This is a genomic window from Flavobacterium eburneipallidum (assembly GCF_027111355.2).
In the GTDB taxonomy this organism is placed as follows: Bacteria; Bacteroidota; Bacteroidia; order Flavobacteriales; family Flavobacteriaceae; genus Flavobacterium; species Flavobacterium eburneipallidum.
Window position 1 is genome coordinate 3248679 of the sequence record NZ_CP114291.2, and the last position, 13819, is coordinate 3262497.

Below are 13819 nucleotides of genomic sequence, written 5' to 3' on the forward strand. Positions count from 1 at the left end.
TACAAATTTGAGCCAACTACGGGAATTGAACCCGTGACCTCTTCCTTACCAAGGAAGCACTCTACCTCTGAGCTAAGTCGGCAGAGAGTTCTGATTTTAGATTTGTGATTATAGATTTTAGATTTGAAAATCTGAAATCTAGATTCTGAAATCTTAACTTCTTTCTTGTGGGGAGAGCAGGATTCGAACCTGCGAAGTTCACACAGCAGATTTACAGTCTGCCCTCGTTGGCCGCTTGAGTATCTCCCCAATTTTTTTAAATTTCAATAATTTAAAGAACAAATTCCAAATCGCATTTGAAATAAAAAAGAGCCGGCGGAGGGACTCGAACCCACGACCTGCTGATTACAAATCAGCTGCTCTAGCCGACTGAGCTACGCTGGCAATATCAATAAAAAAAGTCCGCTATTTCTAACGGACTGCAAATGTAGAAATTTTATCTCTCAATCAAAACATTTTTTAAAAAAAATTTAATATTAAATATGATCTCTTATTTTTTCTTTTCTTTTAACCAACAAACGTTCTAACGATTCTGCCGAAAGCTCTACTGCTTCCTCAAAAGTCTTACACTGTTTTTTAACCAAAAAATCATCTCCTGGTACGTGAATTTTTATATCGACAAATTTATTTTCTTTCTCACTTGTCTTTTCTACTTTCAGAAAAACATCTGCCGACACTATTTTATCGTAATATTTTTCCAATTTATCCATTCTTTCTTGAATGAAATCTACTAATTTCCCGTCAACAGCAAAGTTAACTGCGTGAACATTTACCTTCATAATCAAAATTTTTATTGGTTAAACATTTAGAATTATTTCTTATTCCTTGGATGCGCATCTTCATACACTCGTTTTAACTCTGACAAACTACTATGAGTATATACTTGTGTAGATGCCAAACTAGAATGTCCTAATAACTCTTTTACTGAATTCAAATCAGCTCCGTTGTTTAGCAAATGAGTCGCAAATGTATGTCTTAATATATGCGGACTTCGCTTTACTTTTTCGGAGACTTTACTAAAGTACGTATTTATTAATCGATACACAAAGGATTCATTTAATTTTAACCCTTTTTTTGTGAGGAAAAAAAACTCACTATCTATAACCTCCTCTAAACCTGCTCTTTCATCTAAATACAAGATTAATTGTTGAGAAATAATTGGTAACAGCGGGAGAATTCGCTCTTTATTTCTCTTACCAAGCACTTTTATCGTATTATTTGAAACATCTACATTAGCACATTTCAAATAAATCAATTCTGTTCTTCGAATTCCAGTTGTATAAAATAAGTCAACTATCAACTTATCTCTTATTTCTTCGAAGCCACTAGGATTTTGCATTTGATTCAAAACAGTTTCGATTTCTTTTTGCGAAAAAGGGATTTGAAGTGTTTTTGGAGTTTTTAACGCTTTATGCTTCAGCAGTGGACTGACCTGAATTTGCTTTATTTTTAATAAAAATTTATAAAACGCCTTCAAAGACTGCATCTTTCTATTAACAGAAACATTCGATACTCCGTCATCCACTAGCGATACTATCCAACTTCGGATTTGACTATAATTTACCTGATCTATATTTTCTTGATCGAATTGATTTTTATTGAATGACTCGAAGAAATGAATGTCATTCAAATACGCATTTACAGTATGAGGAGAATATTTTTTCTCTAATTGCAAGTAATCTCGAAATGCGTCTTTTGTAGTACCCATAAAAAAACCGTTAGCATCAAAGTTAAGAAACTTTAATTACTAACGGTATTTTATTGTAACAGAAAATAATTAAATATTCTCGATGTTATCTCTCAAAGTTTGAATATAAGCGGCTTTTTGAATTTTCGCTCTATTGATAACTGATGGTTTTATAAAAGCAGTACGTGCTCTTAATTGACGAACAGTTCCTGTTTTATCAAATTTTCTTTTATAGCGCTTTAATGCTCTATCGATATTTTCTCCGTCTTTAATTGGTATAATTAACATAATTTTATCACCTCCTTTCGTTAAGGGTGCAAAAGTAAAAATTAATTATGAATTATGAGTTATGAATTGTAAATTATTTTTTTAAGATTAAAAGTAATAGACGAATAGATAATAGACATAATAAAATGCAATTTTTGCATTTCGACTTTTCAATCTATTATCTTATTCGTCTATTAGCTCTTCGTCTTTCTTTTTACTCTTTCAACAAATTCCTAGAAATCACCAATTTTTGAATTTCAGTAGTTCCTTCTCCTATAGTACATAATTTAGAATCTCTGTAGAATTTCTCTACTGGATAATCTTTAGTATAACCATAACCACCATGGATCTGAACGGCTTCGTTGGCAACTTTCACACAAACTTCTGACGAATACATTTTTGCCATTGCTCCTAATGTTGTAACAGGTTTGTGTTGTTGTTTCAAGAAAGCTGCTTTGTGCAACAATAATTCCGATGCTTCAATTTCGGTAGCCATATCTGCTAGTTTAAAAGAAATTCCCTGAAAACTACTAATCGGTTGCCCAAACTGATGTCTTTCTTTCGAATACTTCAACGCTGCTTCATAAGCACCTTTGGCAATTCCTAATGACAAAGCTCCGATAGAAATTCTTCCACCATCTAATATTTTCATCGCCTGGATAAATCCCTGACCTACTTCTCCCAAACGATTGGCATCTGGAATTCGGCAGTTATCAAATATTAATTCTGCTGTTTCACTGGCTCGCATTCCTAACTTATTTTCTTTTTTTCCTGAAGTAAATCCTGGTGTTCCTTTTTCGAAAACAAAAGCTGTCATTCCTTTAGAATCTCCTTTTTTACCCGTTCGCACTACAACAACTGCAATATCCCCAGAGATAGCATGTGTAATAAAATTTTTGGCTCCATTTACTACCCAATGATCTCCGTCTTTTACAGCAGTAGTATTCATTCCTCCTGCATCTGAACCTGTATTGTGTTCCGTTAATCCCCAAGCACCAATATGTTCGCCTGTAGCCAGTTTTGGAATCCATTTTTTCTTTTGTTCTTCATTTCCAAAAGTCAAAATATGATTGGTACATAATGAATTATGAGCCGCAACAGACAATCCTATAGACGGATCTACCTTGGAAATTTCTTCAACAATAGTAATGTATTCATGATACCCCAATCCTGAACCACCTAATTCTTCGGGTACTAAAATTCCCATAAAACCCATTTCGCCTAGTTTTTTAAACAACGGAATCGGAAAAATTTGAGTTTCATCCCACTCCATTATATAAGGTCTAATGTTTATTTCGGCAAAATCTCTAATAGATTGAGCTATCATTGTTTGCGTTTCGCTGTAATCGAAGTTCATCGTAATAATTTGGTATGAATTTTAAAACGCCAAATATAAGGCTATAATTTTTGCCTTATCAATAGACAATCCTTTAATTTTTGTTAAATCATCAACATTTTTAAAATCACCATTCATACTTCTGAAAGTTACAATCTGTTTGGCTTGCTGATAATTGAAATACGGAAATTGAGCCAATTCCTTGATAGATGCGTTATTAATATCCACTTTCTTAATATTTGGGCGTGCAGAAATTTTAAAATGGACATTCAATTTCTCAATAACCTCTGGTGATAATCCCCAAACATCGTTCATTTGTTCCATTGCAACAAAACCGCCTAAACTTTCTCTAAATTTTAAAATTCGAAGCGAAATAGCATCGCCAATTCCATACACCTTAACCAAATCCTCTTGAGTAGCTTGATTGATATCAATAATTACTACTTTCTCTTTTTTGGCGAAAGCTGTATTAGAATAGTTTTTATATTCTTTAAAATCATTTTTGAATTCCTTTTTATTCTTAACCCAATCGGGAAATTTGAAATAAGGCGAAATAGCATTCAATAAAGAATCAGAAATTTTAGTTACTGCTTGAAACTCTTCGGGTGAATTCACATATTTATTTTGTTTTCTAAAAGCCAGAAGCCTGTCGATTTCTATAACCGACATTCCGAGTTTATAGCCTTTGTAATCCGTTATAAAATTAGGATTGAAAGGATACATTTTCGGTACAAAATCTCTTTTTTCATCTTTTAAAGAATCAATTTGTGATTGCAGTGAAAGCCATTTTTCTTTTTCTGGAGGATTATTGGAAACGGAACTGAAATCTGCAAAAAAATAAACTAATTGAGAAACAATAATTATGAAAAATAATGACAAAATACCCAATTGTTGGTTCCTGGAAAAGGCAAACAAAGATTTTATTTCTTCTAAACTCATTACAAAAGCATCTTTAATAAAGATAAAAATAAGAAATATTTTAATAAATAATCATTTCTTCAATAAAAAAGTTAAAAAGAGAATAAACAATTTTAAAAATGAAGATTTCTCTATCGTTAGTCCGTCAAAAAAACAATATATTTGAAAAATAGTAACCAAAACCCAAAATAAAATGTCAATTTGGAAAAGAAAACCATTAAATCAACTTTTGGCTGAAGCTGAAGATTCTGAAAAAGGATTAAAGAAAACATTAAGCGCAACGGGACTTGTTGCATTAGGCATAGGTGCTATCATTGGTGCTGGATTATTTTCAATAACAGGTCTAGCAGCATCAGCAAATGCAGGTCCAGCAATAACCATTTCCTTTCTTGTAGCAGCACTGGGTTGTGTTTTTGCTGGTTTATGTTATGCCGAATTTTCTTCTATGATTCCTGTTGCAGGAAGTGCTTACACCTATTCTTTTGCTACAATGGGAGAATTTGTTGCTTGGATTATTGGTTGGGATTTAGTCCTAGAATATGCCGTTGGAGCTGCCACAGTTTCTATTAGTTGGTCTCGGTATTTCGGAAAATTTCTCGGAGGATATGACATTCATATAGATGATGCTTATATGCTTTCACCTTTTGAGGGCGGCATCATAAATATTCCTGCAGTAGCAATTGTAATGATTATGTCATTCCTTTTAATACGAGGAACAAGAGAATCTTCCTTTGTAAACGGACTTATCGTTTTATTAAAAGTTAGCGTAGTTTTAGTATTTATTGCTGTAGGATGGCAATATATAAAACCTGAAAATTACAGCCCATACATTCCAGAAAATACAGGAACATTCGGAGAGTTTGGTTTTTCGGGAATCATTAGAGCTGCCGCTATAGTATTCTTCGCCTATATTGGTTTTGATGCTGTTTCAACAGCTGCTCAAGAAGCTAAAAACCCAAAAAGAGATATGCCAATTGGAATTTTATTATCATTAGGAATCTGTACTATCCTTTATATTTTATTTGCGCATGTAATGACTGGAGTGGTAAATTATCAGGCATTTGCAGGAAAAGATGGAATTGCACCTGTGGCAGTTGCGGTAGAGTCAATGGGTAGTGTCGGTACTAATGGATTAATAACTCCTGCTTATCCTTGGCTAAACAATGCGATTTTACTAGCCATTTTAGGAGGCTATTCGTCAGTGATTTTAGTGATGCTTATGGGTCAAAGTAGAGTATTTTTTTCAATGAGTAAAGATGGCTTAATGCCAAAAGTATTTTCTGAAGTACATCCAAAATACAGAACACCTGCAAAAAACAACTTATTGTTCATGGTAATTGTGAGCCTTTTTGCTGCTTTTGTCCCTGCAAGAGTCGTTGGAGAAATGACTAGCATTGGAACCTTATTTGCTTTCATTTTAGTTTGTATCGGAGTATTAATTATGCGCAAAAAAATGCCAGATGCACCAAGAGCTTTCAAAACACCTTTGGTTCCTTTCGTTCCTATTGCTGGTGTCGCAGTTTGCTTATTTATGATGGTGTTTTTACCATTAGACACTTGGATTCGTCTTATCGTTTGGATGATGATTGGATTTGATTTATACCTGTTTTACGGAATGAAAAATAGCCACTTAAACAATGGACAATTTAGTTTAAAAAGCTACAAAACAGTTTCTGCTTCAGGATTGGGAATGGTATTGGCTTTAATTATTATTGCTTTTATTCATCATAGTGACATCGAAATTGATGACCATTTCTTATTTTATTTTTCATTAATTTTTGCTGCAATCCATGCTTTAATTTATGCTTACAGTTTTAAAAAAGTAAGATAACATAATACATATCAATAAAAAAAGGATTTTAAGCTTTTTAAAATCCCTTTTTTTTATGTTTATAAATCAAAAACCGATGATCGTTTAGCTCGAACCAAATCCTTTAATTTTATCCAAAAAGCTAAAATTAAATAAATTCCAAAACCCAATCCTACGGTTACAAACGATATGTAAATAAAAAATAACCGCACACTATTGGCCCGCATTCCTAATTTATCCGCCAAACGTGAAGAAACGTGAAAACCGTGTTTTTCTAAAAAAAATTTGAGTTGTATTATAGCTGACATTTTTAACTAAATTAATTATCCGAAAAGCAAAATTACGTTTTATTCTTCAATTAATTTTTCTTTAGTAATTCCATTCCAATAGCACATTCCAAACAACTACTTTTATTACAATATTCATTCTTTAATTGCAATAAGGATTGCGATTCAAAGGCATTTTTTGATTTAATTCCAAAGGAACTAAACTTATCTAAAATAGCATTTTTTTCAGGAGCGACCTCATCCAATAACTGAATTAAATCTTCCGAAATTTCTTTTCCCTGACTTTTTGCATAAGCAAATTGAAGCGGAATGATGGTATTAATCAAGATCAAATCGATAAATGATTTAGAAAGTAGTTTCTTTTTCTTGGGACTTTCTTTGTCAAATTGGTAATGATTTTGCCAATAATTGGAAGCCGAAACATTGAAGGTTTCATAAATAACTTCATGTGAATTACAACTACTAATTTTTGAAAATAAATTTTGTTGACTATGGTACAAATTCGCCAATTGCGACAATCGAATGGTTGGAAAATTATCTGGTCGATGCTTGAAAAACTGAACCGGTTCGATTATTTTTCTCTCTAATTGATATTTATGTAACAAATAGAAATAGCGAAATTTCAAATCTTTGAAATAGACATCTTCTTTTTCAGTATCTAATAATCCCGCAGTTCCAAACAGTAAAGCTTCTAGATTTTCTACTTCAAAGCTTTCTTTTCGAATAATCGAAAAAGGAATAGACTGGGCAATTTTAAGAAAAATTTCACCATTGGTATTCAATCCAAAATTCTTGGCTAAAAGACAAAACAAGACAGCTTCCCAATTCTGATTCGTTTGTTCTAGTAAATCAAAAACAGGTTTTGATTTTCGCTCCAAGCGTTCAAAAAACAAGCGTTCTTGCCAATTTTTCAAAGTAAATTGTGGAATTTCAACCAATTGTTTTTCGCAAAAAATCCAAGATTTTGGAGTTAATAAAGATTGATAATTGTGAAGTGTTTCGGCATCGACATATTTATTAAGTTCCAATACTGGAATTTCGGTATTGTTTTTTCTGAAAATTTCGGTATCGTGTTCCCACACAACATGAAGAATTACATTTTCATACCCTTCGTCTCTCTCGTGATGATGCACATACCAATCCGAAGATTTGAGGTGAATTTCTACATTACCAGCCCATTTTTGATTATCGATAGTGATTTGTGCATTGAAAAAATCAGGGCCAGCAAGCTCTAAATATTGTCCTGAATTAATAATGGTAATTTCTTCCCCATTGAAGGTTTTTAAATTCAGTGCATCAAATTTCTTGAATTTCCAGAGGTAGTGAAGAAAATCTTCTTTCATATATTTTTTTAGATGAGAGATAATAAACTCATCCTAAATACTAAATTAGTAAAAAAAAGAATATATTCAGATTTTAAAAACCTAATTGCTATTCATGAAATGAGATTGCTTAATTCCTCTCAATCTGGCTAACGAAGTAAATACAATTTAGCACAAGCTCGAGCATCTGATAAAGCTTCGTGATGGTTGAGTTTGATGTTCATTTCACGGCAACAGTCACTTAATTTGGTTGGTTTTAAGCCTTTGGCTTTGTAGATTTTCACGGTACATTCCCATCGAGAACTGATATTTAATTCTGCATAATCCAAGCCATAAAACGCCATCGATTTTGCTAAAACATTACGGTCAAAACTTTCGTTATGTGCTACAACTACTCTATTCTGCAGGCGTTTTTTAATTTCAGGAAAAACTTCTACAAAGTTTTTGGCATTGTAAGTATCACGTGGATAAATACCATGAACAGCAATTGTATAGGGATTATATACATTATTTGGTGGTTTAATTAGAGTAACGTACTCGTCAACAATCACACCGTTTTCGACCGTTACAATCCCTACGGAACAAGGATGATACCCTGTTGCAGTTTCAAAATCTATGGCAGTGAAGGTCATTTATTTTTGTTTTTTTTATTAGATTCATTCGATAATTTGACACCAATTGAGGTATTACAAAACTACTCTTTATTTTATATTTTAAAATTATTCTAATTCATTTCACTTTTAAAACAAAAAAAATCCGCCATAAAAATGACGGATTGAATTTAAAAAAACTATTGATTAAAAAAACCTACACATCTGTTACTTTTCTGTAAAGCTACAAATTATTCACAAAGAAGCTGTTTAAATTTACTTCAAACAGCTTCTTAAATTACAAGACAAGATTAATTAAAGATTAATAAGCTGGGTTTTGAGGGAAATCTTTATTTGGATTCAAATCAAGCACTAATTGAGGAATTGGTCTTAAAATTTTCTTTTCACCGTTGTTACCATCAAAATTAACTGCTTTAATATTGTAATTGTATTGAGAAGCTCTTGCTATAAGTGTTCCAGTACGTTTCAAATCAAACCATCTTTTATATTCACCTAACAATTCTCTTCCTCTTTCGTCTAATATGTAATCAATATTAAACTCAACCGCAGTTGCATTAGCAACACCAGCTCTTCTTCTTACCTCATTTAAACGTGCTAAACCAGTTCCAGGATTACCTGCTTTAAGATAAGCTTCTGCAGCAATTAAATATGTCTCTCCAAGTCTAGAAACTATGAAATCACGCGTACTCGCTGGACCTGTAGTTGCAGGTGTTAGAGGATCTGGATCATCAAATTTCTTAACAGGAATAGTTTGGTAATCTAAATTTTTAGTTAAAGTATATTCTGCAGAATATTCTCCCCAAGGATGATAAATAAAACCTGTAGCAAGTTTATTAGCGTTTGTTGCTAAATATGTTGCTTTATCTTGAGCAGTAAACCATTTTGGCTCATAAAAATGTTTGATTTTTAAGTTCGTCTTATCAGCTACCCTAAAGAAATCATAATAATTTTCATACACTTCATGCATAAAAGTGGCTGCCCAACGCTGATCTCCTTTTTCATACAACCCCAAAGCGTATCCAGTTGGACATAAGTTATAACTTCTTAATGGAGCTCCACCTCTTGTTTCACTACCTCCTAAATAAGAACTAAAAAAATAAAATTGATTGTTTCCTAATCTTGTAGGATCTGTACTAGTTGAATTTTTATCAAACTGAACAGAAAATATAACTTCAGCATTCAAATCATTTGCTGGCAAAAACAACTGGCTCCATGCTACTGTTAATGTCTGACCTGCAATAGCAGCATCAGCATAGGTTGCTGCTTTAGTAAAATCTGCGAGTGTCCCAAAAGACTCATATCCCTTTGTTAAATATACTTTAGCCAACAAATCATTGACCGCTCTTTTATTAACCTTACCGGTAGAAGCATAAGCACCAGTACCAACTGCTGCTAAAGACTCTTCTAAATCCTTAATTATAAAAGCATATACTTCTTCAGCAGTATTTCTAGTAAAAGCTTCATTGTCTGATGTGAAATTTTTCTCTACAATGGATACTCCTCCATAAGTTTGCACTAATAAAAAATAAGACATTGCTCTAATAAATTTAGCTTCTCCAACTAACACAGGTATGTTAGGCGTTTGCTCTGTAATTGTAGAATAATATATAGTTTTATTTACAGATTGGATAGCTTTATAACATTCTCTATACAAATATTCTACATTACTTGATGTTGGAATCAATTGAGAATATTGACTTAAGCCCGCTGGTTCAGTTCCCCTTCCTTCAGCATACATATCTGTCCCTGAACAAAACAACCATGGTTCACCACCATAAATAGTTTTCAATCTTGCGTAGGTACTGTTTATTAAAAACTGGAAACCTGCAGCAGTTTTGTAGGTCTCATCTGCAGATGCATTTGAACGTATGTCTTCTTCAATAAAATTACTACAAGAAGTAAAAATTGCACCAACAATTCCTAATAATACTATTATTTTTTTCATTTTTTCTTTAATTAAAATTTAAGACTTAATCCCAATTGTGTTGTTATAGATGCAGGACGGTTAACTCCTAAAGAAGCACTTGCCCACTCTGGATCATATCCCTCGAAATCAGTGAACACAAACGGATCTAGTATATTAACATAAACTCTTAAATTGCTCACTTTTAATTTTTTTATCAATTCTGAAGGAAGTGTATATCCGAAAGAGATATTTTTGATTTTTACATAAGAAGCATCGCGATAATAGGCAAAATTATTTCCCCAGAAAGCTCCTGCTCCAGTTGCTACTGGCCCAGGTCGTGGATATGCATTTGATGCGTTAGCCGCTATACCTCCACCATTTGTTGGGATAAAATAATCCATTTTCATTTTTTGACGTCCACGATCACTTACGTTAGCAAAATTTTGATGAAATGAACTCAAAACTGTTTGACCTTGGCTTGTTAAAATCGAGAAGTTGAAGTCAAAATTACCAATTGTTAATTTTGAATAGGCACTTCCTTGCCACTGAGGATTTGGATTTCCAATTGTAGTTCTATCTAATGCATCAAATTTACCATCACTATTTAAATCTTTTGGACGTGCTTGACCTGGTAGCATATTATAAGTTGCTGCTTGAGCTGCTTCACTTTCTTGCCATACACCATCATATACATAATTGTAATTTGAGTTTAATGGCTTACCTATAAATAAATTATTACCAATATCATCTACTTTGTTCTGACCGTTGATAGATTCTAAACTATTCACATTTTTAGTGAATGTAAAAGTCGTTTCCCATTTCACTTTATCAGTTTGAATATTTTTTGTAGTCAAAATTACCTCAACTCCTTTATTACTTATCGATCCAACGTTAGAAATTGTAGCGCCTCCAGGAACACCATATTCATAAGGTAATGCTCTATTGAATATTAGCTCATCAGATAAACGATCGTAAACATCAACACTACCTGAAATTCGATTAGCTAAAAATCCGAAATCAAGTCCGAAGTTTAATTCACGTGTTTTTTCCCAAGTTAAACCTGCATTCGCTAAATTCTTAGACTCCCAACCTGTAACTAAATTAGTACCATTAGCATAAAAAGTTTGTTGATCTAGTAATTGTTGAGTAGAATAAGGTTGTACATTATTATTTCCTGTATATCCTAAACTAGCTCTTAATTTAAGATCGGAAATAACTTTGTTGTTTTGCAAAAAGGATTCTTTACTAATTTTCCATCCTAATGCTACTGAAGGAAAGCTTTGCCATTTTACACCTTCTGCAAGAACTGAAGCACCATCCCAACGATTTGTAGCTGTTAACAAATATTTATCTTTAAAAACATAATTTAAACGAAGTGCATAAGAACTTAATGTTCTTTTTTCGAAAAAAGAGTCCATATTATAACTTGTTTGAACACCTGCTCCCAAGTCATAATATCCTGTATCGAAAGGCATACCATTTGATGATGCAAATGATGTTTTGTCAACATTTGAAAACAAACTTTGTAGTAACAATGCACTAAAATCATGCACTTCGTTAAAAGTCTTTTTGATATCTATTTGATTATCCCATGTATAATTAAAATTTTCATTTTTATTTAATGATGCCGATCTTTTTCCATTTAATCCAACACCTGCATTAGATTCTGCACCAAATGCTTTACCAATTTCTTCATTTTCAAAACCTGCTGCAAAAGTTGTTTTGAATGATAACCAGTCAATAGGTTGGTATTGAAAATAGACATTTCCAATAGTTTGCCATCTATTTCTGTCTTGAACAGAATTTGCAATTTCTACCAATGGATTCACTGTACTTGTCTTATCAATTACGAAAGCTGTACTATTAGGCAATGTTAATTTTCCCGGTAAGAAAAATAATTGTCCTACAATATCTTGACCATTTGAATCTACAGCCCATGGCGATAGTAATGGACTTAAACGAAAAGCCTCTTGCATTGCCAAATCACTACCTAATTCTGTCACTACTCTTGCAATTGTTAGATTTGCTCCAGTAGAAAATTTATTATTGATTTTATGATTAACTCCTAATTTAAAATTATATTTATCATTTGTGTCTTTATCTATTAAACCCTCATCTTTTTGAATACCAAAAGCAAGATTATATGACAGTCCATTTTCAGCTCTGCCTGATAAATTTAAATAGTTATTTGATGTCATCCCTGATTGTAAAACAGCATCATACCAATCAAAACTATATCCATTATTTGCTCTTTCAACCAATAAAGCACTTCTAACTGATGAAGCTGTTAAAAGTTGGGCTTGCGTTTGAGTCACAGGATTAGCAGTCATATAAGCAGTACGGTGAAACTTCCACCATTCGCTCGCAGTCATCATTTCAGGTAAACGACTAGCTGTTTTTGTACCATAAGAACTTTCAAAAGATATACTTATACCACCTTTTGCAGATGTACCACTTTTTGTAGTCACAATAACAACACCATTAGACCCTCTAGATCCGTAGATAGCAGCAGACGAAGCATCTTTCAATATGTCCATTCGTGCTATATCTTGAGGATTTAAAAAATCAATATTATCTGTTGGCACACCATCTACAATATATAATGGACTTGATCCACCTAAAGAGTTATTTCCACGTATAACCATCTTATAACCGTCGCCTGAACGCCCAGAATTAGAGGTGATTTGCACCCCTGGCATACTCCCTTGTATAGCTTCTAATGGACTGTTAACATTTCTTTCAGTAATCGCTTCAGGCTTAATAGTACTCACTGATCCAGTTAAATCAGTTTTTTTAACAGAACCATAACCCACTACAACTACTTCATTTAACTGACTACTTTCAGCAGCCATACTAACATTTATGTTTGATTTTCCACTAATCGGTTTTTCAACTGATTTATATCCTACAAAACTAAACACTAAAACATCATTCGATTTAGCACTTATAACATACTTACCATCTAAATCAGCAGATGTTGCTTTATTTGTTCCTTTAACTAAAACAGAAACACCAGGTAATGGCCCAGCATCATCAGTAACAGTGCCTGAAACATTTAACACTTCTTGCCCGTAAATTGGCATACAGAGTAAAATTCCTAATAAAAAGGAACAAAGACTCACTTTCATTTTCTTTTTTTTCATTGGTTTATAAATTTGGTTGGTTGGTAAATTTTCAATATCTAAAATATTTAAATATAATAGTTAACAATTATTACAATTTTGCTTAGTGATTAAACATTACAATCAATTAAATCTGTTCGGCACTTTGGATATTTAATAATATTACAAAAAAACCCATTCTGCTACCAATCCTATATTTTGCAAAAAATCACAAATCACAACAACGTTAATATAAAGTTAAATTGTAATCGATTGCGCAAATCTATACCATAATTTATCATTAACCAAATATAAATCAAATAAATTATTGCACCCAAAAAAAAACTAACAAAAAAAAACATTATTCATAATTAATATCATAAACAATTCAATATTAACTGTTAAAAAACAAAATAAATAAAAACAAAAAAGAATTAAACTCAGTTAAAAAGACTACAAAAATCAAACCTAACTTTCTTACTAAATAAATTATATGAAAATTCTTTAAAAACCAACATCTGTTCTGTATGAAAAACTCTAAAAGCATAAACCATCCCAAAAAAACGATAAAATA

Annotated in this window: 11 protein-coding genes and 3 tRNA genes; 1 reads left to right on the forward strand and 13 read right to left on the reverse strand. The window is 32.4% G+C overall.

The annotated features are described in order from the left end of the window. Positions 1 to 10 precede the first annotated feature (10 nt). From OZP15_RS13745 to OZP15_RS13780, 8 genes are all read right to left on the reverse strand, one after another. Positions 11 to 82 (reverse strand) — tRNA-Thr (locus OZP15_RS13745). Between the two features lie 86 nt (positions 83 to 168). Further along, a tRNA-Tyr gene (locus OZP15_RS13750) sits at positions 169 to 249 on the reverse strand. Between the two features lie 61 nt (positions 250 to 310). After that, positions 311 to 384 (reverse strand) — tRNA-Thr (locus OZP15_RS13755). Positions 385 to 476: 92 nt separating this feature from the next. Continuing rightward, positions 477 to 779: a ribosome hibernation-promoting factor, HPF/YfiA family gene (gene hpf / locus OZP15_RS13760; RefSeq protein ID WP_269226016.1), complete on the reverse strand. Its 303-nt coding sequence runs from the start codon at positions 777 to 779 to the stop codon at positions 477 to 479. A 32-nt stretch (positions 780 to 811) separates the two neighbouring features. Further along, positions 812 to 1708 carry a tyrosine-type recombinase/integrase gene (locus OZP15_RS13765; RefSeq protein WP_281336407.1) on the reverse strand — a complete coding sequence of 299 codons (897 nt, stop codon included), beginning with the start codon at positions 1706 to 1708 and terminating at the stop codon, positions 812 to 814. 69 nt (positions 1709 to 1777) lie between these two features. Then, positions 1778 to 1975 carry a 30S ribosomal protein S21 gene (rpsU, locus tag OZP15_RS13770; RefSeq protein ID WP_281336408.1) on the reverse strand — a complete coding sequence of 66 codons (198 nt, stop codon included), beginning with the start codon at positions 1973 to 1975 and terminating at the stop codon, positions 1778 to 1780. A gap of 193 nt (positions 1976 to 2168) precedes the next feature. Then, positions 2169 to 3311, reverse strand: coding sequence for an acyl-CoA dehydrogenase family protein (locus OZP15_RS13775; protein ID WP_269226018.1), 1143 nt, complete (start codon positions 3309 to 3311; stop codon positions 2169 to 2171). Positions 3312 to 3332: 21 nt separating this feature from the next. Further along, positions 3333 to 4229, reverse strand: a complete 897-nt coding sequence (locus OZP15_RS13780) for a ComEA family DNA-binding protein (protein ID WP_269226019.1) — start codon at positions 4227 to 4229, stop codon at positions 3333 to 3335. Positions 4230 to 4401: 172 nt separating this feature from the next. On the opposite strand from OZP15_RS13780, the gene OZP15_RS13785 reads away from it, so the two are divergent. Continuing rightward, positions 4402 to 6039 carry an amino acid permease gene (locus OZP15_RS13785; RefSeq protein WP_269226020.1) on the forward strand — a complete coding sequence of 546 codons (1638 nt, stop codon included), beginning with the start codon at positions 4402 to 4404 and terminating at the stop codon, positions 6037 to 6039. Positions 6040 to 6098: 59 nt separating this feature from the next. On the opposite strand, the gene OZP15_RS13790 is transcribed toward OZP15_RS13785, so the two are convergent. From OZP15_RS13790 to OZP15_RS13810, 5 genes are all read right to left on the reverse strand, one after another. After that, positions 6099 to 6326, reverse strand: a complete 228-nt coding sequence (locus tag OZP15_RS13790; RefSeq protein WP_281336409.1) for a PspC domain-containing protein — start codon at positions 6324 to 6326, stop codon at positions 6099 to 6101. A 50-nt stretch (positions 6327 to 6376) separates the two neighbouring features. Further along, positions 6377 to 7648 carry a DUF2851 family protein gene (locus tag OZP15_RS13795; RefSeq protein ID WP_281336410.1) on the reverse strand — a complete coding sequence of 424 codons (1272 nt, stop codon included), beginning with the start codon at positions 7646 to 7648 and terminating at the stop codon, positions 6377 to 6379. A 128-nt stretch (positions 7649 to 7776) separates the two neighbouring features. Beyond that, positions 7777 to 8259: a 3'-5' exonuclease gene (locus tag OZP15_RS13800; protein ID WP_269226022.1), complete on the reverse strand. Its 483-nt coding sequence runs from the start codon at positions 8257 to 8259 to the stop codon at positions 7777 to 7779. A 280-nt stretch (positions 8260 to 8539) separates the two neighbouring features. Next, positions 8540 to 10183 carry a RagB/SusD family nutrient uptake outer membrane protein gene (locus OZP15_RS13805; protein WP_281336411.1) on the reverse strand — a complete coding sequence of 548 codons (1644 nt, stop codon included), beginning with the start codon at positions 10181 to 10183 and terminating at the stop codon, positions 8540 to 8542. Positions 10184 to 10194: 11 nt separating this feature from the next. After that, the gene (locus tag OZP15_RS13810; RefSeq protein ID WP_281337491.1) at positions 10195 to 13272 is read right to left on the reverse strand and encodes a SusC/RagA family TonB-linked outer membrane protein; all 3078 of its coding nucleotides are present in this window, start codon (positions 13270 to 13272) and stop codon (positions 10195 to 10197) included. Between the last annotated feature and the right edge of the window lie 547 nt (positions 13273 to 13819).